Genomic DNA, 21,836 nt, shown 5'->3' with positions numbered 1-21,836 from the left:
CTCAATCGGGCAGTTGCGGCATCGTCCGGCGCTCCGGAAACAGTTCCTGCGCCATGGTCATGACGATCAGCGAGAGCGGCAGCGCCAGCATGGCGCCGACAGCACCCCACATCCAGGTCCAGAACAGGATGGCGAGGAAGACCACGAAGGGATTGATTTCCCACTGCCGCCCCATCACCGCCGGAAAGGCCAGATTCTCCATCACCAGGTGCACCAGGAAGAACACCGTGGCCGGCAGCAGCGCCAGAAGCAGCGCCTCATGCGTCAGGATGCCGGCAATTGCCACGGACAGCGTCATCACCGTGATGCCGAGAAAGGGGATGAAACTGGAGAGAAAGGCGAAGATGCCCCAGAGCACCGGCATGGGCAGCCCCCCGGCATAGGCGATCAGCGTCATCACCACGCCAAGCCCCATGTACATCAGGCTGGCGGTGGCGAAGTAATAGCCGAGCACCTCCTCGATCGCATTGATGATGCGGATGGCCAGCAGCCGCTGGCGGCGGGTCGGAAAGGCCATGATGATGGTGCGGCGCAGCCGCAGACGCCCGTAGAGGAACAGCAGCAGCGCCGCAAAGAAGATCAGCCCCTGCACGACGGCGGGCGTCAGGCTGACCGAGACGATGCTGAGGATATTGCCGCTGTTCTCGATCAGTTTCTCCATCGACATCGGCCCGGTCTCGAAGGTGGCGGGCGTGATGTTCAGCCAGTGGTGCCGTTCCAGGAAGGGTGTGATGCGGGCAATCGCGTTCTCCACCACGCGTGGACCGTCCTGCAGCAGCGTCGCCACCGGCTCGGCCAGCGCGTTGATGACGAGAAAGACCGAGGCCATCACCAGCGTGGAAAGGATCAGCGCGATGCCGAAGCGGGGAATGCCGAATTCGCCCATCCGCTCGGCCACCATGCCGAGGATCATGCCGATGACGATGGCAAGCGTCACCGGTTTCAGGATCAGCGACAGGTGATGCACCACCGCAAAGCCGATGATCAGGAAGATGCCGATCACCGCCCAGGCCTTGGCCACCTCCAGGGCCTCGCGCCCCAGTGGCAGCAATTCCGTTGCATCGGCGCGGTAGACGGCGACGTCGTCCGTCGACCCCTTTTCCATCACGCGCCGTCTCATGCTGCCATTTTGCCTGCCCTGGCGGGCGGAAGTCGTTGCCATTGTCCGGGGTCCCTCTTGCGCCGCGTCAACGCGCGAGAGTTGCGCCGGTTCCGGCTCCGGTCCCGCCAAACGGCAGTCGGACCCGCTTCCTCAGGCCGAGAGCGTCAGGCCTATGCCCCAGGGATCGTTGAGCGACCATCCCTGCGCGCTGCGGGTGGCGGCGATTTCCAGGCGTTCCAGGCCAGCCAGCGCCCGCGCCAGCTCGCCCTCTTCGTTGAATTTCAGCGCGTAGCCGGCAAGCCCTGTCATGCCGGTGCCGCGGGCGCCGGCGCCACGGCTGTTCCAGATATTGGCCGCCACGTGATGGTGATAGCCGCCGGTCGCGAAGAAGCTCGCACCCGGATAGCGCGCCATGATCTTCAGGCCCAGCACGTCGCGATAGAAGGCGTCGGCTTCCGGAATATTGCCGACCTGCAGGTGGATGTGGCCGATCGCGGTGCCATCCTCCATGCCGCCCCAGGCGCCCTTCGGCGCGCTGTCGTAGAGCGCCTGCAGGTCCAGCCGTTCGGTCGCCATCTGTACCGTGCCGTCCGGGAAATAGGTCCATTCCATCGGCGTGCGGTCGCGGTAGATCTCGATGCCGTTGCCTTCCGGATCGGAGAGATAGATCGCCTCGCTGACCAGATGATCGGAGGCGCCGTCGAGGCGCACGCCGGCATGCGCCGCATGGGCAAGCCAGGCGCCGAGCGCGCGACGGTTCGGCACCAGGAAAGCGGTGTGGAACAGGCCGGCCGCCGTGCGCGGCGCCTTCGCCACCGTCCGGTCGGTCGTCAGCGTCAGCAGCGGCGTGCCGGCAACGCCGAGCACCTGCCCGCTTGCCGAGGCGTCGAGCGGTGTGAGCCCGATGATGTCGCGATAGAAGCCCGCCACGCGGTCGAGATCCTGCACGACAAGATGCGCCGTATCCACATGGGCCGGTCGCGTCAGCGCGAAGGAGGGAGCAGCTTGGTCTGTCATGGCACATCGCCTTCCGGGAGAGGAGGAACCCGGCCCGATATAGGCGTGCGGGCGCGTTCAACATAGATGGCAAACCGGCGAAACTTCGTTCGATAAAAGAAGACGATGCTGTCTTCCCCATTTGACCTTGCTCAAGGCGCAGCACCTCCTGCGGGTGGAGACTGGCGCCATTCACACGATCCGGGAGAACATCATGTACAGATCCATCGTCGTCGCCATCGATATTGCCCAGATGGAAAAGGGAGAGCGCATTCTCGAAAAGGCAGCGACCCTTCTGGATACGGACGGCAAGATCACCATCGTCAACGTGGTCGAGGAGGTGCCGGGCTATCTCACCATCGACATCCCGACCGATCTGATGGGGCAGGCGCGCACGGATGCCAATGCGCGGATCGGCGCGCTGCGCGACAAGCTCGGCCTCGATGCCTCGATCGAGATCCGCCAGGGCGGGCCGGCGCATGAGATCCTCGCTTCTGCCGAGGCCAATCACGCCGATCTGATCGTGCTTGCCTCGCATGTTCCGGACTTTTCCAACTATTTCATCGGCGCCACCGCCGACCGCATCGTGCGGCACGCCAAGTGCTCGGTGCTGGTCGATCGCTGAGCGGGAGACGACGGATGGACACCGATCATTACCGGCGCGTTCTGGAAGCGCGTCGCGCCGAACTGGACCGCCGGCTGCAGAAGATCGAGCAGGATCTCGACCAGCCGGGCAATCCGGATGACGATGACCGCGCCATCGAGCGCAACAATGACGAGGTGCTGGAGGGGCTGGGCGAGGCAGGGCAGAAGGAACTGGCGGCCATCGAGGCGGCGCTGGGGCGCATTGCCGCCGGCACGTTCGGCCTGTGCGCGCGCTGCGGCGAACCGATTGCCGAAGAGCGGCTTGCCGCCGTGCCGCATGCGGCGCTCTGCAGCGACTGCATGGCCGAGGCGTGAGGCGGCCCGACAGCCGTGATGCGGCCAGCCGCCGCATCACGGTCAAAAAGTCTTAACAGATCACAATGCAATGTGATGGTGCAACGGGCGGCTGCCCGTTGCGTTTTCATGCCGGACCTGCATCCTGTGCGAGACGGAGATTGCATTGCATGAGTGACCTGTTCCGCTTCGGCCGAACCTATGACTTTCACGAGATCGTCGCCGATGGCGTGGTGCACGGCATTGGCATCGTGTTTGCGCTGATCGGCGTGACGGCGCTGATCTTCTATGCCACCCTGTGGTCCAGCTACGGCCAGTTGGCGGCCGCCTGGACCTATGGCCTGGGCCTTCTGCTCTGTCTGTCGATCTCGTTCACCTACAATATCTGGCCGCATTCGCGCACCAAATGGCTGCTGCGCCGCTTCGACCACTCGGCGATCTTCGTGCTGATCGCCGCCACCTACACGCCCTTCCTGCAGCGCGGCGCCTCCGATCCGCTGGTGCTTGCCATGCTGATCTTCGTCTGGAGCATGGCGGTGATCGGGATCGTGTTGAAATGCGCCTTTCCCGGCCGCTACGACCGGCTGACCATCCTGCTCTATCTTGGCATGGGCTGGAGCGGCGTCGTGGTGGTGCCGCATCTGTCGGAACTGCTGGCGCCCGTCACGCTGTGGCTGATCGTCATCGGCGGGGTCATCTATTCGCTCGGCGTGATCTTCCATGTCTGGGAGCGTCTGCGTTTCCAGAATGCCATCTGGCATGCCTTTGTCGTGGCGGCGGCGGCCGTTCACTATTCGGCGGTGCTCACCTGCTTCAGCCTGTCCTCGCCCGGCATCTGAAGCCGTGCGCCGGGCTTTTCGGGCGCGGCGTTCTTCTCCTTGCTTGCGGCGGTCGCCGTCCGGCCAGGGAACCGCATGGCCTTCCGCGGGTTGGTGCCTGAGCACAATCCGATCAGGAAGGAAAAACCATGTCGACACTTGCACGGGATTTCGTCGAGGCGCTTCGCAAGCTGGAACAGGCCGGCGAGGTGGAGGCCATTCTCTCCCTGTTCCGCGATGATGCGACCGTTTCCAACCCGGTGCTGAGCCGCGAGGCGGGCAGCGACGGGCCGGCGCGCTTCTGGCGCGATTATCGCGCAAGCTTCAAGGACGTCGCCTCCGAATTCCGCCAGACGGCAAGCCAGGGCAACATCTCGTTTCTCGAATGGGAAAGCCGCGGCATGATCGGCGGCAAGCCCTTTTCCTATGGCGGCGTTACCGTGCTGGAGGAGAAGGACGGGCAGATTGCCGCGCTGCGCAGCTATTTCGATCCGGCCCGGATCCCGTCGCTGCAGTCCGCCGCCGGCGGCACGGCCGATGATAGGGCCGGTGAGAGCGAGCTGGACCGGGCGCAGGAGGAAATGGCCGAACAGCGTGCCCAGGGCGGCTATTCCTGAGCGCGACCGGCGGGGAGGGACCTTGGTTTGCCAACTGGCGTAAGGTCGCCCGCGGCTGCCGCGCCACTGGACGTTCGACAATGGAGTCTGCTATCAGAGACAAGTTGTAAATTATAGTGGACGACGCCCATGCCGACCGAACCGCTGATCCGCGACGCAACGGACGCGGATCTTCCCGCCATCCTCGAGATCTATAATGACGCGGTTGCCCATACCACCGCGATCTGGAACGACAATCTGGTCGATCTCGCCAATCGCCGCGACTGGTTTGCCGCCCGTCAGGCGCGCGGCTTTCCGGTGCTGGTGGCCGATGTCGATGGCCGGGTGGCCGGCTATGCCTCCTATGGCGACTGGCGCGCCTTCGAAGGGTTCCGCCACACGGTGGAGCATTCCGTCTATGTGCGGCGCGACCAGCGGGGCGGCGGCATCGGCCGCACGCTGATGCGCCGCCTGGTGGAACGGGCAAGGGCCGGCAATATCCATGTGATGATCGCCTGCGTCGAGGCTGGCAATGCCGCCTCCCTGCGTCTGCATGAGGGGCTTGGCTTTCGCCTTGTCGGCATTCACCGCGAAGTCGGCATCAAGTTCGGCCGCTGGCTGGATCTCGCCTGCCTGGAACTGCAGGTGAGCGGGGCGCAGTGACGGCGACGGGAGGGCCTCTCCCGTCGCTTCTGATGCACCTCTGGCCTATCTCGCCACGAGGCATGATCTTCTATCCGATCCGTGGTCTGTCGTCGAAGGCCGTGGCGGCGCGGTGAGGAATGCCTGTGACAACCGGATCAGTTGCGGCGGGAGGCATAGCCTTGCGGCAGCCTGTCGGGGGCGCAGGCAATGATGGTCTCGTCATTGGCGGCGCAATCTTCCAGATAGGTGATGTCGGCGAACTCGTCGATCACGAGCTTCGGATAGGTCGGGCCTGCATCGCGAAACGCACGCATCTGATCCAGATGCTCGTTCTGGAAGCAGACCGTCCTGATCGGATCGGCGGCGATCCAGGCGGGGAAGAAGATCACGCCATGCAGGCGGCGGCTCGCCAGGTTGACGGCGACGCTGACCGTGGTTCCTGTCGGTTCGTCCCAGGAGATCTTGAAGACGTCCGGCGAAAGCCGCACGATATGGGCGATCTGGTCGCGCACCCAGCGCCCGCCCACCATGCCGCCGTGAATGCGGTAATCGATGGTACGGTCGTTCTTGATGTACATTTCGTACTGCCAGCCGTTTTCATAGGTGTAGATGAAGTGCTTGCCGATGAAGGCCGTCAGCTCTTCGGGCTTGGTGGATTCAAAGGGGTCGGACATGGGAAACTCCTTGTTTGATCGGATATTTGGCATGTTATCGTAGCGTTTCGCTTGTTCCAGACCTGAAGTTGGGTGTAATTAATCTAATTATCCGATTGATCTTTGTCCGGGAGGGCCGCATGTCCCTGCTTCCCCGCTCCAGCCTCGAACACTGGGGCGTGCTGCGCGCCATTGTCGAAGAGGGCAGTTTTGCCGCGGCGGCGGAGCGGCTCAACCGCAGCCAGTCCTCCGTCAGCTATGCGGTGGCCCGCCTTCACGAGGCGGTGGGCGTCGAGCTTCTGTCGATCCAGGGCCGGCGGGCGGCGCTTACCGAAGCAGGCGCCATGCTGCTGGCAGAGGTGACGCCGCTGCTGGACGACCTGATGCGGGTGGAGCGGCTCGGCAAGCGTCTGGAGAAGGGCGGGGCAGTCGCGGTGCGCCTTCTGGTGGATACGCTGTTTTCCCGCCGGCGCCTGTTCGCCGCCCTGAGCGCCTTTTCCGTCCGCTGTCCGGATGCGGAAGTGCATCTGACGGAGACCGTCCGCTGGACGATCGAGGATACGCACGCGGATGCCTATGATGTCGGGGTCCTCGTCGCCGCCCCCGGCCAGCGCCGGGTCGATATCATATCCCATGTCGACCTGATCGCGGTCGCCCATGCGCAGCATCCGCTGCATGCCTTGCCATCGGGCCTGCGGCAGGCGGCACTTGCCCGCTTTCCGTGCGTGGAGGTGCGCGGGCTGGAAGCGAATGGCGGGGACGTGTCGCCGCAGGGGCGCATCTGGCGGATGAACACGATGGACTCGGCCATCGACGCGGTGCGCAACGGGCTCTGTTTCGGCTGGCTGCCGCTCGATGCGATCCGCGAGGATCTGGAGCGCGGCACGCTGCGCAGCCTGCCCATCGGCATCGGCCAGATGCGCCCGGTTCTGCATGGCCTGTGCATGGCGCGCGAGGATCTGCACGGCGAACATCCCGCCGCCATTTTAGGCCGGCTGCTGCGCGAGGGCGATGTCGCCGGCAATCTGCCGGGTTCAACTTGAACCGGGCAGATGCCAGCTTTCCCGGTCTTCGTCCGTCCGCAGGGGAAGGCCGGATCCCCTTGTTTATGGTGAGCTCTGAGGCGAGACACGACGGGCGGGCAGCGTCATGGCGATCACGCCGATCATCACGAAGGCAAGCCCGATCCAGGCGGTCAGCGACAGCCGCTCGCCGAGAAAGATGGCGCCGATCGCCACGCCGATCGGCACGCGCAGATAGGCCTGCGAGGTGGTGGCGACCGAACCGAGCGTCTGCACAAGCCGGAAATAGATGACGAAGGCTAGCGAGGTGGAGAAGGCCGACAGCGCCAGCAGGGCCACGAGCGACGGCAGCGACGGGCTCAGCGTCCAGGGATGATCGAGGACGAGGCTTGCGGGAAAGAGCAGAACGGCACCGCAGACCAGCGACCCCGCCGCCGGCATCATCGGATCGAGGCCCTTGAAATTCTTGCCGTAGATGGCCGCGCAGGCATAGCAGACGGTGGCGGCCACCACGGCGAACTGTGCCACCACATCGCGTCCCAGCCCATCCAGGGCACCGACGCCGATGATCAGGCTCGCGCCCGTCAGTCCGGCCACGACACCCAGAAGCTTGCGGCCGGATACCGCTTCGTGCCGGGTGACGAGCGCCGTGATGAGGAAGGTGACGACCGGCGTCAGCGAATTGAGAATGACGGCAAGTCCCGCATCGACGCTCTGTTCCGCCCAGGCGATCAGCGTGAAGGGGACAGCGCTGTTGAGGCAGGCCTGCACCAGGAAGCGGCGCCAGACGGTACGGTCCCGCGGCATGCGAAGCCCGCGCAGCCGCAGGATCACGAGCAGCAGCCCGCCGGCAATCAGGGTGCGCGCGGCAATCAGCGTGACCGGCGGGATCGTCTCGATGCCCACCTTGATGAAGGTATAGGCCGATCCCCAGCAGGTGGCGAGCAGCAGAAGCAGAAGGAGTTCGCGGGCAAGGGAGGTTTTCTCGGGCATCGGGCTGTCGGTTCCTGTCGGTCTTGTCCGGAACCTATCCTCTTCCCGCCAGGGGATGCTTCGGCCGCGGTCAAACTGTCTCGTCCCGGTGGTCCGCCACGCACCGCGGCGGCGGCGCCCTTGTCGACCTCGCCTGTCTGGCCGGGCGGTTGCCGGCGCAGCCCACCGGCACCCTGATGCGTTCCCGCCGGATCCTGCCGGCGCGGCCCGCAGCGGATCCGTCAGGATAGGCCGTCGGGCGATATGCGGCTTGGGGCTGCGGCGTCGATCCGCTAGATCGCCTCGAACACCATGGCATGGCCGTTGATGCAGTAGCGCAGCCCGGTCGGCTTCGGGCCGTCGGGAAAGACATGGCCGAGATGCCCGTCGCAGGTGGCGCAGCGGATCTCCGTGCGCACCATGCCGTGCGAGGTGTCGCGCAGTTCCACCACCGCATCCGCGCGCACCGGGGCGAAATAGCTCGGCCAGCCGCAGCCGGAATCGAACTTGGTGTCGGAGACGAACAGCGGCTCGTTGCAGCCCGCGCAGCGGTAGAGACCCTTCTCCTTGCTGTTCCAGTATGGACCGGTGAAGGCACGCTCTGTGCCGTGTTCGCGCAGGATGCGGTATTGCTCGCCCGTCAACTGTTCGCGCCACTCGGCATCCGTCTTCTGCAGCTTCGGCTTGATCTGGTCTTGCATTGGCGTCTCCTGTGTTCCAACGGTAGATAGGTGTTCACATCCGGGTCATAAAGGCGGCTTGGGCGGCGATTTTTCCTCTAAAAACATTGAGAGGTGGAAAACCATGCCTTAAGTAGGGCTGGCTTGTCTCGGCCGGGGGGTGGAGACTTCACACGAATTTCGACGCGCTGGCAGGAGGGTGATATCGCCGCAATGACCTTGGTATGTTTGTTCCTGCCATTCATGGCGGCACTGGCTGCTCCTTCCCTGACGCGATTTCTTGGGCACCGGGCCGCCTGGATTCTGGCGCTCGCCCCTGCCTTTTCTTGCCTTTACTTTCTGGGTTATCTGCCCGAAATCGCCGCCGGGGAGGTGGTGACGGGCGGTTATGCCTGGGCGCCCAGCTTCAATCTTTCCTTCTCCTGGTTCATCGACGGACTGTCGCTGACCTTTGCCCTGCTGATCACCGGCATCGGCACGCTGATCGTGCTCTATGCCGGCGGCTACATGAAGGGCCATCCGCAGCAGGGACGCTTCTTCGCCTTCATCCTGCTGTTCATGGGCGCCATGCTGGGTGTGGTGGTGTCCGACAGTTTCCTGATGCTGTTCGTCTACTGGGAGCTGACCTCGATCACCTCCTTCCTGCTGATCGGCTTCGACCACGAGCGGGCAGCGGCCCGTCGCGCGGCGCTGCAGGCGCTGGTCATCACCGGCGGCGGCGGCCTGCTGCTGCTGGCCGGGCTGATCTTCCTGTGGAACATCACCGGCATGACGCAGTTGTCGCTGGTCGTGCATCAGGGCGAACTGGTGCGCCAGAGCCCCTTCTATCTGGCCGCACTCCTCCTCATCCTCGGCGGCTGCTTCACCAAGTCGGCGCAGTTTCCCTTCCATGCCTGGCTGCCGAACGCCATGGAGGCGCCGACCCCGGTCTCGGCCTATCTGCACTCGGCCACCATGGTGAAGGCCGGCGTCTATCTGCTGATGCGCCTCAACCCGGTGCTGGGCGACATGCCGGCCTGGGAGATCCTGCTGCCCTTCTTCGGCGGCATAACGCTGATTGCCGGCACATTCCTCGGCATGCGCCAGACGGATCTCAAGCTGATGCTGGCCTATACCACCATGGCCTCGCTCGGCCTGCTGGTGATGCTGACCGGCTTCGACACGCCGCATGCGGTGGAGGCGGCGGTGCTCTATCTGGTGGCGCATTCGCTGTTCAAGGGCGCGCTGTTCATGGTGGCCGGCATCATCGACCACGAGGCGGGAACGCGTGACGTGACCCGTCTCGGCGGGCTTGCCCGCGCCATGCCGATCACCTTCGCGGCAGCCCTGCTTGCAGCGCTCTCCATGGGCGGCCTGCCGCTCTTCCTCGGCTTTCTCGCCAAGGAGGAAATCTATTATGCGCTGGCCGGGGGCGATCTGCGCTCCATGCTGTTTGCCGGCGTGGCAATGCTCGGCAACGGGCTGATGTTCGCGCTCGCCTTCGCGGTGGCGCTGAAGCCCTTCCTGGGGCGGCCGGTGGAAACGCCGAAGCACGCGCATGAGGGGCCGGTGCTGCTGTGGCTGGGGCCGGTGGTTCTGGCCGTGCTCGGGCTTGCCGCGGGCCTTGTGTCGGGGCCGGTGCACCGCTTCATCTCCTCGCCGATGGCCAGCGCCGTCGAAGGAGCGCCGACCACAGTCACCATTTCCACCATACCGCATCTCGGCATTCCGCTGCTGCTGTCGCTCATAACCGTCGGGCTCGGCGTGTTGTTCTATCTGCAGATCGGCCGCATCCGCACACTGATGTCTCGGCTGCTCGAGGCGATCGGGCCGGGGCCGGACCGCGGTTTCGATGCGGCCATTGCCGGCCTCGTCCGTCTGTCCGTGCGGGTGACGCGCATCATCCAGCCGGGCCGGCTGGAGATCTATGTCACCGCCACCTTCATCCTTCTGGCGCTCACCCTTCTGGTGCCTCCCTTCGTCTATGGCGAATGGCCGGGCGCGCCGCTCTTGCCATCCGGGGTGATGATCCATGAATGGGCCTTTTTCCTCATCGCCCTGTCGGGGCTGGTGGCGGTGCTGAGGGCCAGCAACCGGCTGTCGGCCATCGTCTCGCTCGGCATCCAGGGTTTTGCGGTTGCCGTGATCTTCCTGCTGTTCGGCGCGCCGGACCTCTCCTTCACCCAGTTCATGGTGGAAACGCTGTCGGTGGTCATCCTGGCGCTCGCCATGACGCGGCTGAGGCTGTCGCCCTCCGACCATCGCCCCATCGGCCAGATGCTGTTCGACGCGACGATCGCGATTGCCTGCGGCCTCGGCTTCATGCTGCTGCTGTTGAAATCGACCGAGGGCGTGTTCGACAACCGCCTGACCGAATTCTTCAACGCCTATTCCAAGGCCATCGCGCATGGCGCCAATGTGGTGAACGTCATCATCGTCGATTTCCGCGGCACCGATACACTGGGCGAGATTGCCGTGGTGATGATCACCGGCCTTGCCATTCTGGCGCTGATCCGGATCCGGGCCGGCAGCACGCTGCGCCCGGCCGACAATGATCCGGACGCGGCGGATGCGAGCCGCGCAGGAGGCAAGTCATGAACACGCTGATCTTCCGCACGGTCGCGCCCTTCCTCACGGCGCTGATGATCCTCTTTTCGGTGTTCGTGCTGCTGCGCGGCCATAACGAACCGGGCGGCGGCTTCATCGGCGGGCTGATCGCGGCATCCGCCTTCGCCATCTACGGCATTGCCTATGGCGTGGCCGCGGTGCGCCGGGCGATCCGCTTTCATCCCATGTCGATTGCCGGCTTCGGGCTGCTGCTCTCCACCGTCTCCGGCCTCGTCTCCGTCCTTCTGGGCGTGCCGTTCATGACCGGGCTTTGGATCTATCCGCACCTCTTCGGCGTCGAGGTGCCGCTGTCCAGCGTGATGACCTTCGATATCGGCGTCTATCTGGTCGTCGTCGGTGCGATCACCTCGATCGCGCTTGCTCTGGAAGAGAAGGAGAGCGACTGATGGAAGTGCTGCTTTCGGTTCTCGTCGGTGCTTTCTTCGCCGCCGCCATCTATCTGATCCTGTCGAAGCATTCGGTGCGCATGCTGCTCGGCATCGCCATTCTCGGCAATGCGGTGAACCTGTTGATCTTCACCGGTGGCCGGCTGACGCGCGAAGTGCCGCCGATCATCGGCAAGGGGCTCGATGCGCTGCCGCCGGGCACCGCCAATCCCCTGCCGCAGGCGCTCATCCTGACGGCCATCGTCATTTCCTTCTCCTTCTTCGCCTTCCTGCTGGTGCTGACCTATCGCGCCTATCAGGAGCTCGGCACGGACAACACGGACGAGATGCGGCTCGCCGAACCGAAGGATGACCCCATGCCGCCGCTTGGCTACTGAGGAAGGACGACCATGGCCGCCACGACCTCGACCCCCGTCGATCTCTCCGCCGCGCTCGTCATGACGCCGACCGCGCTTGCCGACTGGCTGGTGGTGCTGCCGCCGGCGCTGATGATCGGCCTCGGCGCCGTCTTGATGATGCTGCGCCACCGCATCCGCCTGCACGGGCCGATCGCGATTGCCGGCCTTGCGCTGCTGGTGCTGATCGATGCCCTTCTGCTGTGGAAGGTGCTCGCCGAAGGCCCCGTCACCATGGTGATGGGCCGCTGGCTGCCGCCCTTCGGCATCGCCTTCTCCGTCGACGTGTTCGGCGCGGTGATGGCGCTGGTCTCGGCGGTGGTGGCGCTGGCCGCGGCCGTTGCCGCGCTGTCGGATATCAGCGACAGCGGCCTGCGCTACGGCTTCTTCCCTTTCCTGCTGCTGCTGATGGCCGGCGTGTCCGGCGCCTTCCTGACCGGCGATATCTTCAATCTCTATGTCTGGTTCGAGGTGCTGCTGATCTCCTCCTTCGGCCTGCTGATCCTCGGTTCCGAGCGCGAGCAGATCGACGGGGCGATGAAATATGCGGTGCTGAACCTGCTCGGCACCACCTTCTTCCTGATCGCCGTCGGCTATCTCTATGCGGTATTCGGCACGCTCAACATGGCCGACCTGGTGCTGAAGGTGCGCTCCGCCTCCGGTGCGCCGCTGATGACGCTCTCGGCGCTGTTCATCCTCGCCTTTGCCATGAAGGCCGCCGCCTTCCCTGTGAATTTCTGGCTGCCGGCCTCCTATCACACGCCGCGCATCACGGTGTCGGCGCTGTTCGGCGGCTTGCTGACCAAGATCGGCATCTATGCGCTGCTGCGGGTGATGGTGATGCTGTTTCCGCTGCAGACGGAGGAACTCAGCCTGGTGGTGGCCGTGGTTGCGGCGCTGACCATGGTGCTGGCGGCGCTTTCGATGATCGCCCAGAACGACCTGCGCCGTCTCGCCGGCTATGCGGTGATCGCCGGCATCGGCAACATGATGGCGGGCATCGCCATCGGCAGCGTGGCGGGGCTGTCCGGGGCGATCTTCTATGCGCTGCATTCGATCCTGGCCATGACGGCGCTCTATCTGGTGATCGGCCGTGCCGCGGCGCTGACCGGCCAGTGGACGCTTCAGTCGATCGGCGGCATCTATGCCCGCCAGCCGGGCTTTGCCTTCGTGTCTCTGGCGCTGTTCTTCGCGGTGGCGGGCCTGCCGCCCTTTTCCGGCCTCTGGCCGAAGATCGTGCTGGTCAAGGCCTCGCTCGATATCGGCGCCTGGTGGCTGGCCGGCAGCATCCTGCTGTCCGGCTTCCTCTCCACCATCGCGCTTGGCCGCGTCTTCCTGTTCGCCTACTGGCGGCCGGCGGCGGTGCCGCTGGCTGTACCGGCGCGGCTCGACTGGCGCGCCTTCGGGCCGATCCTGGCGCTCGTGCTGCTGATCACCGGCTTCGGCCTGTTTCCCGAATGGCCGCTGGCCCTGTCGCAGCAGGCAGCTGGCGGGCTGCTTGATCCTTCGGCCTATATCGGCTCTGTCTTCCCGACGGGAGGTGCGCAATGACCGCCTTTTCCATGAACGTGCTGTTTGCCGTCGTCTGGGTGGCGGTCAGCGGCAGCGCCACCTTCCTGAACTTCCTGTTCGGCTTCGTCGTCTCGGCGCTCGCCATCGGGCTGGTGCGCGAGCAGGCACAGGGTGTCAGCTATCTGCGCCGCATCGGGCTCATCCTGTCGCTGGTGCTGCTGTTCTTCAGGGAACTGGCGCTGTCGGCCTGGAAGGTGGCGGTGCTGGTCACCCGGCCGAAGCTTGAGGCGCGGCCCGGCATCTTCGCCTTTCCGCTGACGGTCGATCGCGATTTCGAGATCACCCTGCTTGCCAACCTCATCACGCTGACGCCCGGCACGCTGTCGGTCGACGTGTCGGAAGACCGCCGCACGCTGTATGTCCACGCGGTCGATTGCTCCGACATCGAAGGGGCGCGGCGCGACATCCGCGACGGGTTCGAGCGCAAGATCATGGAGGCTTTCCGCTGATGAGCGACGCATTGATCCTTTCCGCCGGTATCTGGCTGTCGCTGGCGCTTCTGGCCCTGTCCTTCCTCGTCACCGTCTGCCGCGTGGTAGCAGGGCCGACGCTGGCCGACCGGGTGGTGGCGCTCGACATGCTGGTCGGCATCGCCATCGGCTTCATCGCCGTCATCGCGATCAAGACCGGCTTTACCCTTTACATCGACGTGGCGATCGCTCTCGGCCTTGTCGGCTTCCTGGCCACCGTCGCCTTTGCCCGCTTCATCCTGTCGCGCGGCACGGCGGATGAGGAGGGCGAGCCGGAAAATGCCGCCCGGCCGCGCCCGGGACACCGATCCGGATCCGGCAAGCGATCCAAAATGGCACATGGGGGCAAGCAATGAGCCTTGTACTGACGCTCGTGACGGTTCTACTTCTGGTGGCCGGCGGCGCCTTCGCGCTGGTGGCCTCCATCGGCCTGATCCGGCTGCCGGATGTGTTCACCCGCATGCATGCCGCCTCCAAGGCCGGCACGGTGGGATCGGGTCTCCTGCTGCTTGCCGCAGGCCTGCATTCGGGCGATTTGTCTACGTTTTCCAGAGCCTTAGCTGGTTTCCTCTTCTTCATTCTCACCGCGCCCATCTCCGCCCACCTGCTGGCGCGCGCCGCCCACAAGGTCGGCTACCGGCTGCACGCTTCGACCGTGGTCGACCATCTGCGCCGGGATAACCCTTGATAATCGGTGTGTCTGACACATTTACTTCCGCTTGCCGCGGTCTGTGCGATAATCAATCAGTAAGCGCTTAAACTCGTAGGACAAAGTGCCTAATAGTCTAAGTTACGAAGATTGTATTTGGACTTTGCGGCGAACAATGCTAATCGCATTCCAGTAGAGCACGAATATCGACCGAGTTCGGGGTGCCTCTTGCCAGCGTTTGATGTCCGCCAGCGGTCACACGAGGCAAAAGGGCACAGAATCCATCGGCCGGTATTTCTGATGGCGCCGGGAAATTCGTTCAGACCCGTATGGATCTAGGGGTGGATCCATGTTTTGGTCGAAAAGCGGGTTTGGAATGGAGTTCTTCGGGCTGCTCTGCGACGGCTCTGTATCAGGGTGATACAGTTGCCAGCGAAACGAACAGGAGATTTGAAATGACCGAAGTTACCGCGGGCAAGGGCTCCGATCTGCTGGTGGAACTCACCGCCGATATCGTAGCCGCCTATGTCAGCAATCACGTCGTTCCGGTGGGCGATCTGTCCAACCTGATTTCCGACGTGCACAATGCACTCAGCAACACGTCTTCGCCTGCGCCTGTGCCTGCTGCAGTCGAAAAGCCGAAGCCGCCGGTTCCGATCCGCAAGTCGATCGAGGACGATTACCTGATCTGCCTGGAAGACGGCCTGAAGTTCAAGTCGTTGAAGCGGCACCTGATGACGCATTACAACATGACGCCGGAAGAATATCGCGAGAAGTGGGGCCTGCCGGCCGACTATCCGATGGTGGCTCCCTCCTATGCCGAGGCCCGTTCGCGCCTCGCCAAGGAAATGGGTCTCGGCCAGCGCCGCAAGCGCGCCAAGTAAACGGCGGATGACCGGCCTGCAGGGGCATCGCCCGCCGGTCATTGCCACATGTGTCGGCCGGAGCGGATCTGCCGCCCCGGCGGCGCGTTCTGTCTGAGTCCGTCGGCGCATGCCTGCCATCCACGCCGCTGGTGTTTTTCCATGCCGATGGTTGTCGACCGGCAGATGATGCCAGTCAGCGGCCGGTGTCGATCAGGGGGCGAGCCTCCGAAAACCGGTCGTTTACGGTCATTGCCTGGCATAGCCTTCGCGCCTTGAGCCCGGCAAAGGTGGTGCGCACGGTCGCATTCCCCCGTCTTCCCCCTCAAATTCGGTAGAGGGTGAGGAAAATAATCCAAAAATTTTACAGTCTGTCATAAAATTTCCGCGCAAAATCAACGGATGTTTGGCGGCGCAGGCTTTCGCTCGTCCCCCGTTTCGGCATAGGGTGTATGAATTAATTCCTATCACGGGAGTTGTTCATGCCTGATATCAACAGAACAGAGACACCGGCATTTCCTGCTCAGCCGGAGAATCCGGCGGCCCTTGCGCCGCTGCCATGCTTTGTTGCGCCCGCCAGCCTGCCGCTGCCGCAGGTCTGCCGCATCGTGCGGCATCTGGTGGCGGAACTGGTGATGATGACGGCGGATCGGGCGAGCTTTCGCCGCGACCGGCGCCGGATGCTGTGCCATGTGCGGCAGATTGCCATGTATGTCTGCCATGTGTCGCTCAGCATTCCCCAGGGCGATATCGGCGATGCCTTCGGCCGCGACCGCTCGACGGTCGGCCATGCCTGCAGCGTGGTGGAGGACCGGCGCGACGATGCCGCCTTCGACGATCTGGTCTCGACGGTGGAGCGCATGGTGGCCACCGTGTTCGGCTGCCGCGAGGTGCCGCGCTATGAATGAACGGAGCAAGACCAGGCGGGGTGCAGCGCAAGGCCCGGCGCCGCAAACCGCTGCGACAGGGGCCTGCGAACCGTCGCCCGGGCGGCCCATGCTGCGTCTTCTGCGGCAGGTGCTGCGTGGACCATGCCGGGTGGAGGCGCAGGCCGATGCGCGGATGCTTGCTCTGACCGGGGAGGGCGGGCAGACCGTGCATGCTGCCGGCCTGCTTCAGGCGGCGCTGGCTGCCGGCCTGCTCACGCAGGAGGGCGAAACCGTGCATGCCCGCAAGGAGGCCGCCAGCTATCTGCGCCGGCATCTTGCGACACAGGGTGAGGAGACCTTTGCCGGCCAGCATCGCCTGCTGGTGGAAGACAGGGTGGAGGTGGCGGGCGCCGCCGAGACGGTGCGCCGCAACCTGCTGGAATCGCCGCTTGCCCATCTCGGCCGGCTGAAGGACAGGCAAGGGCAGCCCTTCTTCCCGCCCGGAACCATCGAGGCCGGCGAACGGCTGTCGGTCGATTTCGAGCGCGGCCATCTGGCGCCGTGCGTCACCGCAAGCTGGGAACCACGGCTGTCGACGCGCACGCCCGGCATGCGGGGCGGCCAGCCGGATCTCACCGACAGCGCGATGGCCGCCCGGCTGCGGGTGGGGCGGGCGGTCGAGGCCATGGGGCCGGAACTGTCCGGCGTGGCGCTCGATGTCTGCTGCTTTGGCAAGGGGCTGGAACGGGTGGAGCAGGAGCGCGGCTGGCCGGTGCGCTCGGCCAAGCTGATGCTGCGCACGGCGCTTCTGGCGCTCGAACGGCATTACGCACCGCCAGACGTGCGGGCGCGCCGTCGCCACGCCTGGGGTGCGGAAGGCTATCGCCCGGAACTATGAGGCGCCGGCTTTCGGGGGCCGGCACCCGGTGCGGCGCCCGGCGAAGGGCCGAAGTCGAAGGCCCCCAGTCAAACACCTGCGGTCGAACACTTTCGGTCGAACGCCCTCAGGCGGCGGCCAGCGCCTGTGCCTCGTCGCGGATGCGCTTCACCATGGAGCGCAGGCCGTTTGCCCGCTGCGAGGAGAGGTTTTCCACCAGGCCGATACGGTTGAACACGTCGAACACGTCATAATGGGCAATGGCCGATGCGGTCTTGCCGGAATAGGCGGCGAGCACGATGGCCACCAGGCCACGCACGATATGGGCATCGGAATCGCCCTCGAAGGTCAGCACCGGGTCGGCGCCGTCGCCGCGATGGGTGACCAGCCAGACCTGGCTTGCGCAGCCATTCACCTTGTTCTGCGCCGTCTTGTTTTCCTCGGCGAGATCCGGCAGCGCCTTGCCGAGTTCGATGACATAGCGGTAGCGATCCTCCCAATCGTCGAGAAAGGCAAAATCGTCGATGATCTGGTCGATGCTGGTCATGGCGGCTTCCGCATGGCTTCGGTTGGCAGGGCCCGGCCTTGCCCGCGTCACGGGGCCGGCCGGGACGGCTGGGATGACGAAACGCGCCACCGCTCCGTCGGGTGCGCGTTTCGTCTCAGCCTTCTGTCTTCACATATAGGCGCCTCGGCAGGCGAGGGAAACCTGAGGCTTGCGCCCCGGCCACAGCTTTCATCATGCAAAGGGGCGGCGATCCATGCCGAAAGGGCGCATGGCGGCCGCTTTGTCGGGTCGGGCGGGGAGGGAAATCAGTGAATCGGGCGGGCGAGCGGCACCGGCACGGAGCCGGTCGACAACTGGTCGTCGGTGCGGACGAACTGGTTGTTGGCAACCCGCTGCGGCATCGGCTGGCGGGCGCCGCGCGGTACATCGACTACCGCGGGCGTTGCGGCCGGCGCGGTCTCGACCGGGGCTTCGGCGGTTGCCAGCTGGCTGTCGAGGAACTGGAAGGCCACGCGGGCACCTTCCTTGGCGCGGAAGCCGAGCGCCGTCAGCGTTTCGCTGCCCTTCTGGCAGACATCCGGCTTTTCGTCGCAGATGGCGCTCAGATAGGAATAGGCTTCGGTCGCGGCGCTGATGGCGTCGGAGATCTGGAAGGTTTTTTCGCCAGCAGGCGCAATGCTGGTGTTCGTGCTGAAATAGGACAGCACGACAAGACCCATCGCAAAGAAAACGCTACCCTTGATCAGAAACCACATCTGCCTTCACCCGCCTGCTCGGCACCCACTCGGACCCACGTCCGGGGCGCGACACCGAGCCTAGAGGCACTGGAAAAACGCGCTATTACAGCAACTGCTCAACTTCATCTCGAATTTGCATCGCATTTTAACGAACAACCCGCCGCGAGAGTTCCAAACGACTTTCGGTCTCATTTTAGCGGATCGCGTTAACCTTCATTACCGTGCCTTTGCGAGAAAACAAAGAGATTCTTTTGTGTCGCTTGCACCGAAACCTAACATTTTCGCTAAAATAAGGCGCAAATCCGCGCTTACACGCCGTTAACCACAACGGTAGATGCTTCAAACCGGAACACCTAAAACGCGAAATTGCGCCCTTCGTCCCGTCCGGCGGCCGCTGTTTTTATCCTTTCCTTAAGTCACTGGCGCCTATGGTCGGCCATTCAGAGTTCGCGGTAAGGTACAGGCGTGCGCGTATTCAATTCCATTGGCGGCAGGGCGATCCATGTGCTGGATCACCTGGCTGTTGGCTGGCTGCAGCAGATGAGCGATCGGGACCAGGTGCGCGCCTGCGACCGGTCCACGCTGCGCATGCTGGCGCTTTGCGCGCTGCTCGGTCTCGTTCTTCTGCCGCTCACGCTGTCCCTGGTCACCAGCCCGGCGCTGGCGCTGCCGCTTGGCGTCTCTCTGGTTCTGGTCTGCCTGCTGTCCGTTTCCGCCGGCGCGGTTGCGCTGGCGCGTGTCGTGCGTCCCGAAGCGGCGGAGTGCGAACAGATCGATCCGGCCTTCGAGGTCTGCCCCGGCGTCGCGCTGCTTTGCGATCCGCAGGGCGCGATCATCCGCTTCGGCGGCCGCGACCGCGATCTGCTGCCGGCGGCGCTGCGCGAGCGCGACGGCCTGATGCTGGCCGAGATCGCCCATGTTTCCGATCGCATCGCCGTGCTGCAGGCGCTGGATGGTCTGCGCCAGGGCAACAGCCGGGCGAGCGTCGATCTGCGCGTCGAACAGGGCTTCACCGTGCAGGGCGGGCGCCAGTTTCTCAGCATGCGGCTCGATCTTTCCGCCGTCACCGATGCGGCGGGCGACCTGCGCCAGGTCTTCGTGCAGATCCGCGACATCACCGCCGAGCAGTGCCTGCGCGACGAGGTGGAGGCCTGCGCCGCCGAGGTGCGCTGCGCCAACGAGGCGAAGTCGCGCTTCCTCGCCGCCGTCAGCCACGAGCTTCGCACGCCGCTGAATGCCATTCTCGGCTTTTCCGACGTGCTGGCCGGCGAATATTTCGGCCGCCTGGAAACCGAGCGCCAGAAGGAATATGTGGCACTGATCCGCCAGTCGGGCACGCATCTTCTTTCGGTGGTCAACACCATGCTGGACATGAGCCGGCTGGAAGCGGGCCGTTATGCGCTGGTCACCGAGCCGTTCCGCATCGGCGAGGCGGTGGAAGCCTGCCGTGCCATGCTGGACCTGCAGGCCCGCAACAAGGGCGTTACGCTGACCACGCGCGTAGCACGCGGGCTGGGCGATCTGGTGGCGGATCGCCGCGCCGTGCAGCAGATCCTCATCAACCTCGCCTGCAATGCCATCAAGTTCACGCCGGCCGGCGGCGTCGTCGCCATCGATGCGGTGGCTTCGGGCGAAGGTGGCGTGACGCTCGTCGTCAGCGATACCGGCATCGGCATTGCCGCCGACAAGCTGGCACTGGTCGGCCAGCCCTTCATGCAGGTGGACGATGCCTATAACCGCGCCCATGAGGGCACCGGGCTCGGCCTTGCCCTGGTCAAGGGACTGGTGTCCCTGCACGGTGGACAGTTCAGGATCGAAAGTCGCCCTGGCGAAGGAACCGTGGTAAGCGTCACCCTTCCGGCGGAAGGTCGCGGCGAGAGCGATACACCGGATGAGGCCTGCGAGCCGCTTGAATTCCCCCCGCGTCTGGCCCATCTTGCCGCCGGACCCGCAACGAGTAGACAGGGATTTGCGCATGACGGCGCGAAAGCGAAAATCGCCTGACCGCAGAAAGGCTCCGGCCCGACGGCCGAGCCTTGTGGTTCAGGTCTTTTCGGCTGCCGCCAGCCAGGCCGCGCGCTATCCCCGCACCGTCTTCGGCACGCTTGGTCTGTGTGTCGTCTTCTCCTTCGTGGCCGCCAATGCGCTGTGGTATCAGCCGCGCAGCCATCCCTCGCCCTTCCTCGCCACGCGCGATCCCGATGATCCGGAAGCGATTGCCGGCTACCGGCCGATGCGGTTCGCCGCGCCCGTCGATGTGACCACCTTCCATATCGAGCGGGCGCCGGAGGCCAAGCCGAGCCCTGCCGCCGAGGATGCCGTTGCGGCACTCGTCAAGGCGGCGGACGAAGCGGCCTCGTCCGTGCCGCCGGTTGCTGCCGCAGCCGTTCCCGCCGCCGCGCCGGCTGCTGCTGCAAGCTCCGCGGCGCATGAGATGCCGGCTGTCATTCCGCAGGTCATTCCGCTGCCGCGCCCCGCACTGCTGCCCGAGGCGCCGGATCCGGTGGCGGCCGCCATCCGCGCATCCGACACCCTGCCGGCCGCCGCGCCGGCGCCGCGCCCGCCGGCCGATATCGCCGCCGTATCGCGGGCCCGGCAGGCAGGCGAGGCGGTGCTGAAGCCGGTGCCGGTCTCGGCTGGCGCCGAGGTGGAGCGGATCATCGAGATCCAGCGCGGCCTGCAGAACATCGCCTATCGCGACGTGACCGTGGACGGTGTGGTCGGCGAACAGACAAAGGCGGCGATCCGCCATTTCCAGAAGCACTACCGCCTGCCGGTCACCGGCGAACCGTCGCAGGCCGTGCTCGACAAGCTGAAATCGATCGGAGCACTCTGATCTGTCGCCTTCGCGGCATGGACCGAAGGAAAAGCCCGTTCCAGCCTTGCCTGCAGCCGCGTCAGGCGCCGGACGCGTCGAGGCCCCCGCTTTCGGGCGGGCGACAGTGCCTCATTTCGGGTGCTCCTGGGCAAAGACGAGCATGACCCACGCGACCGGACCCAGCACCGGATGCTGGTGATGATCGCGCGGCAGGGCCTGGCCCTTGCCGAGGGCAATCTCGTCGCCGCAGGTCTTGCAGCGATAGATGCCGGAATTGGGCGGGATCTGTCCGGGTTGCCACTCCTTGTCGAAGGCCGGCACGTTGGACGAAACCAGATGCTCCTGGTACTTGTATTTCGCCATTTTCCCTCCTTTTGGTGACGGGATCACTGTTCTACCGCTCGCCACTCCGCTGATAAGGGGTGAAGCTTGCCCGAAGGCGGCAGCCGATGCTGCGGTGCAAGCGATAAACAAAGGCTGAAGGGCCGGCGTGACTTTCCCGTTTCGAACCGCAGGGGCCAAGGCACGGCCGCGCAGTCGTCTCCGCCCCCGGTTCGACGACCGGCCGGGCCTCCGGTCGAAACTCCAGCCGATGTCGCGGCAGAAACCCTGATCGCACAGGCTGCGCTTGTGTTGCGGGCGCAACTGGCGCATACGCGAAG

The 21,836-nt window shown here is 64.9% G+C and carries 26 protein-coding genes; 18 read left to right on the top strand and 8 right to left on the bottom strand.

Translation table 11 applies throughout. The annotated features are described in order from the left end of the window. Nucleotide 1: 1 nt before the first annotated feature. Both KLP42_RS01985 and KLP42_RS01980 read right to left on the bottom strand, forming a co-directional pair. The gene (locus tag KLP42_RS01985; RefSeq protein WP_215564319.1) at nt 2-1,162 is read right to left on the bottom strand and encodes an AI-2E family transporter; all 1,161 of its coding nucleotides are present in this window, start codon (nt 1,160-1,162) and stop codon (nt 2-4) included. Between the two features lie 90 nt (nt 1,163-1,252). Further along, nucleotides 1,253-2,119 (bottom strand): VOC family protein, encoded by an 867-nt coding sequence (locus KLP42_RS01980; protein ID WP_215564317.1) that lies wholly within the window; start codon nt 2,117-2,119, stop codon nt 1,253-1,255. A 193-nt stretch (nt 2,120-2,312) separates the two neighbouring features. Between KLP42_RS01980 and KLP42_RS01975 the strand changes: the two genes are divergently transcribed. The 5 genes from KLP42_RS01975 to KLP42_RS01955 all read left to right on the top strand — a co-directional run bounded on the left by KLP42_RS01975 (nt 2,313) and on the right by KLP42_RS01955 (nt 5,114). Beyond that, nucleotides 2,313-2,723 carry a universal stress protein gene (locus tag KLP42_RS01975; RefSeq protein WP_215564316.1) on the top strand — a complete coding sequence of 137 codons (411 nt, stop codon included), beginning with the start codon at nt 2,313-2,315 and terminating at the stop codon, nt 2,721-2,723. A 14-nt stretch (nt 2,724-2,737) separates the two neighbouring features. Next, nucleotides 2,738-3,058 (top strand): TraR/DksA family transcriptional regulator, encoded by a 321-nt coding sequence (locus KLP42_RS01970; RefSeq protein WP_215564314.1) that lies wholly within the window; start codon nt 2,738-2,740, stop codon nt 3,056-3,058. A gap of 149 nt (nt 3,059-3,207) precedes the next feature. Then, complete coding sequence (trhA, locus tag KLP42_RS01965) at nt 3,208-3,876, top strand: PAQR family membrane homeostasis protein TrhA (protein ID WP_215564312.1); 669 nt, start codon at nt 3,208-3,210, stop codon at nt 3,874-3,876. Between the two features lie 128 nt (nt 3,877-4,004). Continuing rightward, a complete protein-coding gene (locus tag KLP42_RS01960; RefSeq protein ID WP_215564310.1) occupies nt 4,005-4,472 on the top strand; it encodes a nuclear transport factor 2 family protein in 468 nt (155 codons plus the stop codon). A gap of 129 nt (nt 4,473-4,601) precedes the next feature. After that, entirely contained in the window at nt 4,602-5,114 is a 513-nt protein-coding gene (locus tag KLP42_RS01955; RefSeq protein WP_215564308.1) for a GNAT family N-acetyltransferase, read from the top strand. 137 nt (nt 5,115-5,251) lie between these two features. Here KLP42_RS01955 and KLP42_RS01950 read toward each other — a convergent pair whose 3' ends face one another. Further along, the gene (locus KLP42_RS01950; protein WP_252192693.1) at nt 5,252-5,770 is read right to left on the bottom strand and encodes a phenolic acid decarboxylase; all 519 of its coding nucleotides are present in this window, start codon (nt 5,768-5,770) and stop codon (nt 5,252-5,254) included. Nucleotides 5,771-5,889: 119 nt separating this feature from the next. On the opposite strand from KLP42_RS01950, the gene KLP42_RS01945 reads away from it, so the two are divergent. After that, on the top strand, nt 5,890-6,792 hold the full coding sequence (locus KLP42_RS01945) for a LysR family transcriptional regulator (RefSeq protein ID WP_215564306.1): 903 nt from the start codon (nt 5,890-5,892) through the stop codon (nt 6,790-6,792). Between the two features lie 63 nt (nt 6,793-6,855). On the opposite strand, the gene KLP42_RS01940 is transcribed toward KLP42_RS01945, so the two are convergent. After that, on the bottom strand, nt 6,856-7,764 hold the full coding sequence (locus KLP42_RS01940; protein WP_215564304.1) for a DMT family transporter: 909 nt from the start codon (nt 7,762-7,764) through the stop codon (nt 6,856-6,858). Between the two features lie 272 nt (nt 7,765-8,036). Then, nucleotides 8,037-8,444 carry a peptide-methionine (R)-S-oxide reductase MsrB gene (gene msrB, locus KLP42_RS01935; RefSeq protein WP_215564302.1) on the bottom strand — a complete coding sequence of 136 codons (408 nt, stop codon included), beginning with the start codon at nt 8,442-8,444 and terminating at the stop codon, nt 8,037-8,039. A 192-nt stretch (nt 8,445-8,636) separates the two neighbouring features. On the opposite strand from msrB, the gene KLP42_RS01930 reads away from it, so the two are divergent. The 10 genes from KLP42_RS01930 to KLP42_RS01885 all read left to right on the top strand — a co-directional run bounded on the left by KLP42_RS01930 (nt 8,637) and on the right by KLP42_RS01885 (nt 17,132). Further along, on the top strand, nt 8,637-11,000 hold the full coding sequence (locus KLP42_RS01930; RefSeq protein ID WP_215564300.1) for a putative monovalent cation/H+ antiporter subunit A: 2,364 nt from the start codon (nt 8,637-8,639) through the stop codon (nt 10,998-11,000). Further along, nucleotides 10,997-11,416, top strand: coding sequence for a Na+/H+ antiporter subunit B (locus KLP42_RS01925; RefSeq protein ID WP_215564298.1), 420 nt, complete (start codon nt 10,997-10,999; stop codon nt 11,414-11,416). The genes KLP42_RS01930 and KLP42_RS01925 overlap by 4 nt, the downstream gene beginning before the upstream one ends. Beyond that, nucleotides 11,416-11,793 carry a Na+/H+ antiporter subunit C gene (locus KLP42_RS01920; RefSeq protein WP_215564296.1) on the top strand — a complete coding sequence of 126 codons (378 nt, stop codon included), beginning with the start codon at nt 11,416-11,418 and terminating at the stop codon, nt 11,791-11,793. Before KLP42_RS01925 ends, KLP42_RS01920 begins: the two co-directional genes overlap by 1 nt. A 12-nt stretch (nt 11,794-11,805) precedes the next feature. Continuing rightward, nucleotides 11,806-13,362, top strand: coding sequence for a Na+/H+ antiporter subunit D (locus KLP42_RS01915; protein WP_215564294.1), 1,557 nt, complete (start codon nt 11,806-11,808; stop codon nt 13,360-13,362). After that, complete coding sequence (locus KLP42_RS01910; RefSeq protein WP_215564292.1) at nt 13,359-13,832, top strand: Na+/H+ antiporter subunit E; 474 nt, start codon at nt 13,359-13,361, stop codon at nt 13,830-13,832. Before KLP42_RS01915 ends, KLP42_RS01910 begins: the two co-directional genes overlap by 4 nt. After that, a complete protein-coding gene (locus KLP42_RS01905; protein WP_215564291.1) occupies nt 13,832-14,209 on the top strand; it encodes a cation:proton antiporter in 378 nt (125 codons plus the stop codon). Before KLP42_RS01910 ends, KLP42_RS01905 begins: the two co-directional genes overlap by 1 nt. Next, entirely contained in the window at nt 14,206-14,541 is a 336-nt protein-coding gene (gene mnhG, locus KLP42_RS01900) for a monovalent cation/H(+) antiporter subunit G (protein WP_215564288.1), read from the top strand. The genes KLP42_RS01905 and mnhG overlap by 4 nt, the downstream gene beginning before the upstream one ends. 416 nt (nt 14,542-14,957) lie before the next feature. After that, nucleotides 14,958-15,386 (top strand): Ros/MucR family transcriptional regulator, encoded by a 429-nt coding sequence (locus tag KLP42_RS01895; protein ID WP_215564286.1) that lies wholly within the window; start codon nt 14,958-14,960, stop codon nt 15,384-15,386. A 461-nt stretch (nt 15,387-15,847) separates the two neighbouring features. Further along, on the top strand, nt 15,848-16,273 hold the full coding sequence (locus KLP42_RS26810; RefSeq protein ID WP_252192692.1) for a helix-turn-helix domain-containing protein: 426 nt from the start codon (nt 15,848-15,850) through the stop codon (nt 16,271-16,273). Between the two features lie 88 nt (nt 16,274-16,361). Beyond that, complete coding sequence (locus KLP42_RS01885) at nt 16,362-17,132, top strand: DUF6456 domain-containing protein (protein WP_215564284.1); 771 nt, start codon at nt 16,362-16,364, stop codon at nt 17,130-17,132. A 106-nt stretch (nt 17,133-17,238) separates the two neighbouring features. On the opposite strand, the gene KLP42_RS01880 is transcribed toward KLP42_RS01885, so the two are convergent. Both KLP42_RS01880 and KLP42_RS01875 read right to left on the bottom strand, forming a co-directional pair. After that, nucleotides 17,239-17,658: a SufE family protein gene (locus KLP42_RS01880; RefSeq protein ID WP_215564282.1), complete on the bottom strand. Its 420-nt coding sequence runs from the start codon at nt 17,656-17,658 to the stop codon at nt 17,239-17,241. Between the two features lie 266 nt (nt 17,659-17,924). Further along, nucleotides 17,925-18,374, bottom strand: coding sequence for a DUF5330 domain-containing protein (locus KLP42_RS01875; protein WP_215564280.1), 450 nt, complete (start codon nt 18,372-18,374; stop codon nt 17,925-17,927). Between the two features lie 447 nt (nt 18,375-18,821). On the opposite strand from KLP42_RS01875, the gene KLP42_RS27230 reads away from it, so the two are divergent. Continuing rightward, nucleotides 18,822-20,360, top strand: coding sequence for a sensor histidine kinase (locus KLP42_RS27230; protein ID WP_215564278.1), 1,539 nt, complete (start codon nt 18,822-18,824; stop codon nt 20,358-20,360). Further along, nucleotides 20,332-21,192, top strand: coding sequence for a peptidoglycan-binding domain-containing protein (locus tag KLP42_RS01865; RefSeq protein ID WP_215564276.1), 861 nt, complete (start codon nt 20,332-20,334; stop codon nt 21,190-21,192). Before KLP42_RS27230 ends, KLP42_RS01865 begins: the two co-directional genes overlap by 29 nt. A 111-nt stretch (nt 21,193-21,303) precedes the next feature. Here KLP42_RS01865 and KLP42_RS01860 read toward each other — a convergent pair whose 3' ends face one another. Beyond that, nucleotides 21,304-21,537 carry a hypothetical protein gene (locus tag KLP42_RS01860; protein WP_215564274.1) on the bottom strand — a complete coding sequence of 78 codons (234 nt, stop codon included), beginning with the start codon at nt 21,535-21,537 and terminating at the stop codon, nt 21,304-21,306. Nucleotides 21,538-21,836: the final 299 nt, after the last annotated feature.

It is taken from the genome of Rhizobium sp. CSW-27, assembly GCF_018760785.1.
Taxonomy (GTDB): Bacteria; Pseudomonadota; Alphaproteobacteria; order Rhizobiales; family Rhizobiaceae; genus Neorhizobium.
The sequence above is the reverse complement of the archived record's forward strand: the minus strand, read 5'-3'. Positions and strand labels throughout refer to the sequence as shown.

Coding starts and splice junctions, on each gene's coding strand:
- KLP42_RS01865 (WP_215564276.1), top strand. CDS start 20,332: ATGACGGCGCGAAAGCGAAAATCGCCTGACCGCAGAAAGGCTCCGGCC.
- msrB (WP_215564302.1), bottom strand. CDS start 8,444: ATGCAAGACCAGATCAAGCCGAAGCTGCAGAAGACGGATGCCGAGTGG.
- KLP42_RS01915 (WP_215564294.1), top strand. CDS start 11,806: ATGGCCGCCACGACCTCGACCCCCGTCGATCTCTCCGCCGCGCTCGTC.
- KLP42_RS01945 (WP_215564306.1), top strand. CDS start 5,890: ATGTCCCTGCTTCCCCGCTCCAGCCTCGAACACTGGGGCGTGCTGCGC.
- KLP42_RS01980 (WP_215564317.1), bottom strand. CDS start 2,119: ATGACAGACCAAGCTGCTCCCTCCTTCGCGCTGACGCGACCGGCCCAT.
- KLP42_RS01950 (WP_252192693.1), bottom strand. CDS start 5,770: ATGTCCGACCCCTTTGAATCCACCAAGCCCGAAGAGCTGACGGCCTTC.
- KLP42_RS01905 (WP_215564291.1), top strand. CDS start 13,832: ATGAGCGACGCATTGATCCTTTCCGCCGGTATCTGGCTGTCGCTGGCG.
- KLP42_RS26810 (WP_252192692.1), top strand. CDS start 15,848: ATGCCTGATATCAACAGAACAGAGACACCGGCATTTCCTGCTCAGCCG.
- KLP42_RS01895 (WP_215564286.1), top strand. CDS start 14,958: ATGACCGAAGTTACCGCGGGCAAGGGCTCCGATCTGCTGGTGGAACTC.
- KLP42_RS01910 (WP_215564292.1), top strand. CDS start 13,359: ATGACCGCCTTTTCCATGAACGTGCTGTTTGCCGTCGTCTGGGTGGCG.
- KLP42_RS01920 (WP_215564296.1), top strand. CDS start 11,416: ATGGAAGTGCTGCTTTCGGTTCTCGTCGGTGCTTTCTTCGCCGCCGCC.
- KLP42_RS01940 (WP_215564304.1), bottom strand. CDS start 7,764: ATGCCCGAGAAAACCTCCCTTGCCCGCGAACTCCTTCTGCTTCTGCTG.
- KLP42_RS01955 (WP_215564308.1), top strand. CDS start 4,602: ATGCCGACCGAACCGCTGATCCGCGACGCAACGGACGCGGATCTTCCC.
- KLP42_RS01925 (WP_215564298.1), top strand. CDS start 10,997: ATGAACACGCTGATCTTCCGCACGGTCGCGCCCTTCCTCACGGCGCTG.
- KLP42_RS01970 (WP_215564314.1), top strand. CDS start 2,738: ATGGACACCGATCATTACCGGCGCGTTCTGGAAGCGCGTCGCGCCGAA.
- KLP42_RS01860 (WP_215564274.1), bottom strand. CDS start 21,537: ATGGCGAAATACAAGTACCAGGAGCATCTGGTTTCGTCCAACGTGCCG.
- KLP42_RS01930 (WP_215564300.1), top strand. CDS start 8,637: ATGACCTTGGTATGTTTGTTCCTGCCATTCATGGCGGCACTGGCTGCT.
- KLP42_RS01960 (WP_215564310.1), top strand. CDS start 4,005: ATGTCGACACTTGCACGGGATTTCGTCGAGGCGCTTCGCAAGCTGGAA.
- KLP42_RS01875 (WP_215564280.1), bottom strand. CDS start 18,374: ATGTGGTTTCTGATCAAGGGTAGCGTTTTCTTTGCGATGGGTCTTGTC.
- KLP42_RS01885 (WP_215564284.1), top strand. CDS start 16,362: ATGCTGCGTCTTCTGCGGCAGGTGCTGCGTGGACCATGCCGGGTGGAG.
- KLP42_RS01975 (WP_215564316.1), top strand. CDS start 2,313: ATGTACAGATCCATCGTCGTCGCCATCGATATTGCCCAGATGGAAAAG.
- KLP42_RS01985 (WP_215564319.1), bottom strand. CDS start 1,162: ATGGCAACGACTTCCGCCCGCCAGGGCAGGCAAAATGGCAGCATGAGA.
- mnhG (WP_215564288.1), top strand. CDS start 14,206: ATGAGCCTTGTACTGACGCTCGTGACGGTTCTACTTCTGGTGGCCGGC.
- KLP42_RS01880 (WP_215564282.1), bottom strand. CDS start 17,658: ATGACCAGCATCGACCAGATCATCGACGATTTTGCCTTTCTCGACGAT.
- trhA (WP_215564312.1), top strand. CDS start 3,208: ATGAGTGACCTGTTCCGCTTCGGCCGAACCTATGACTTTCACGAGATC.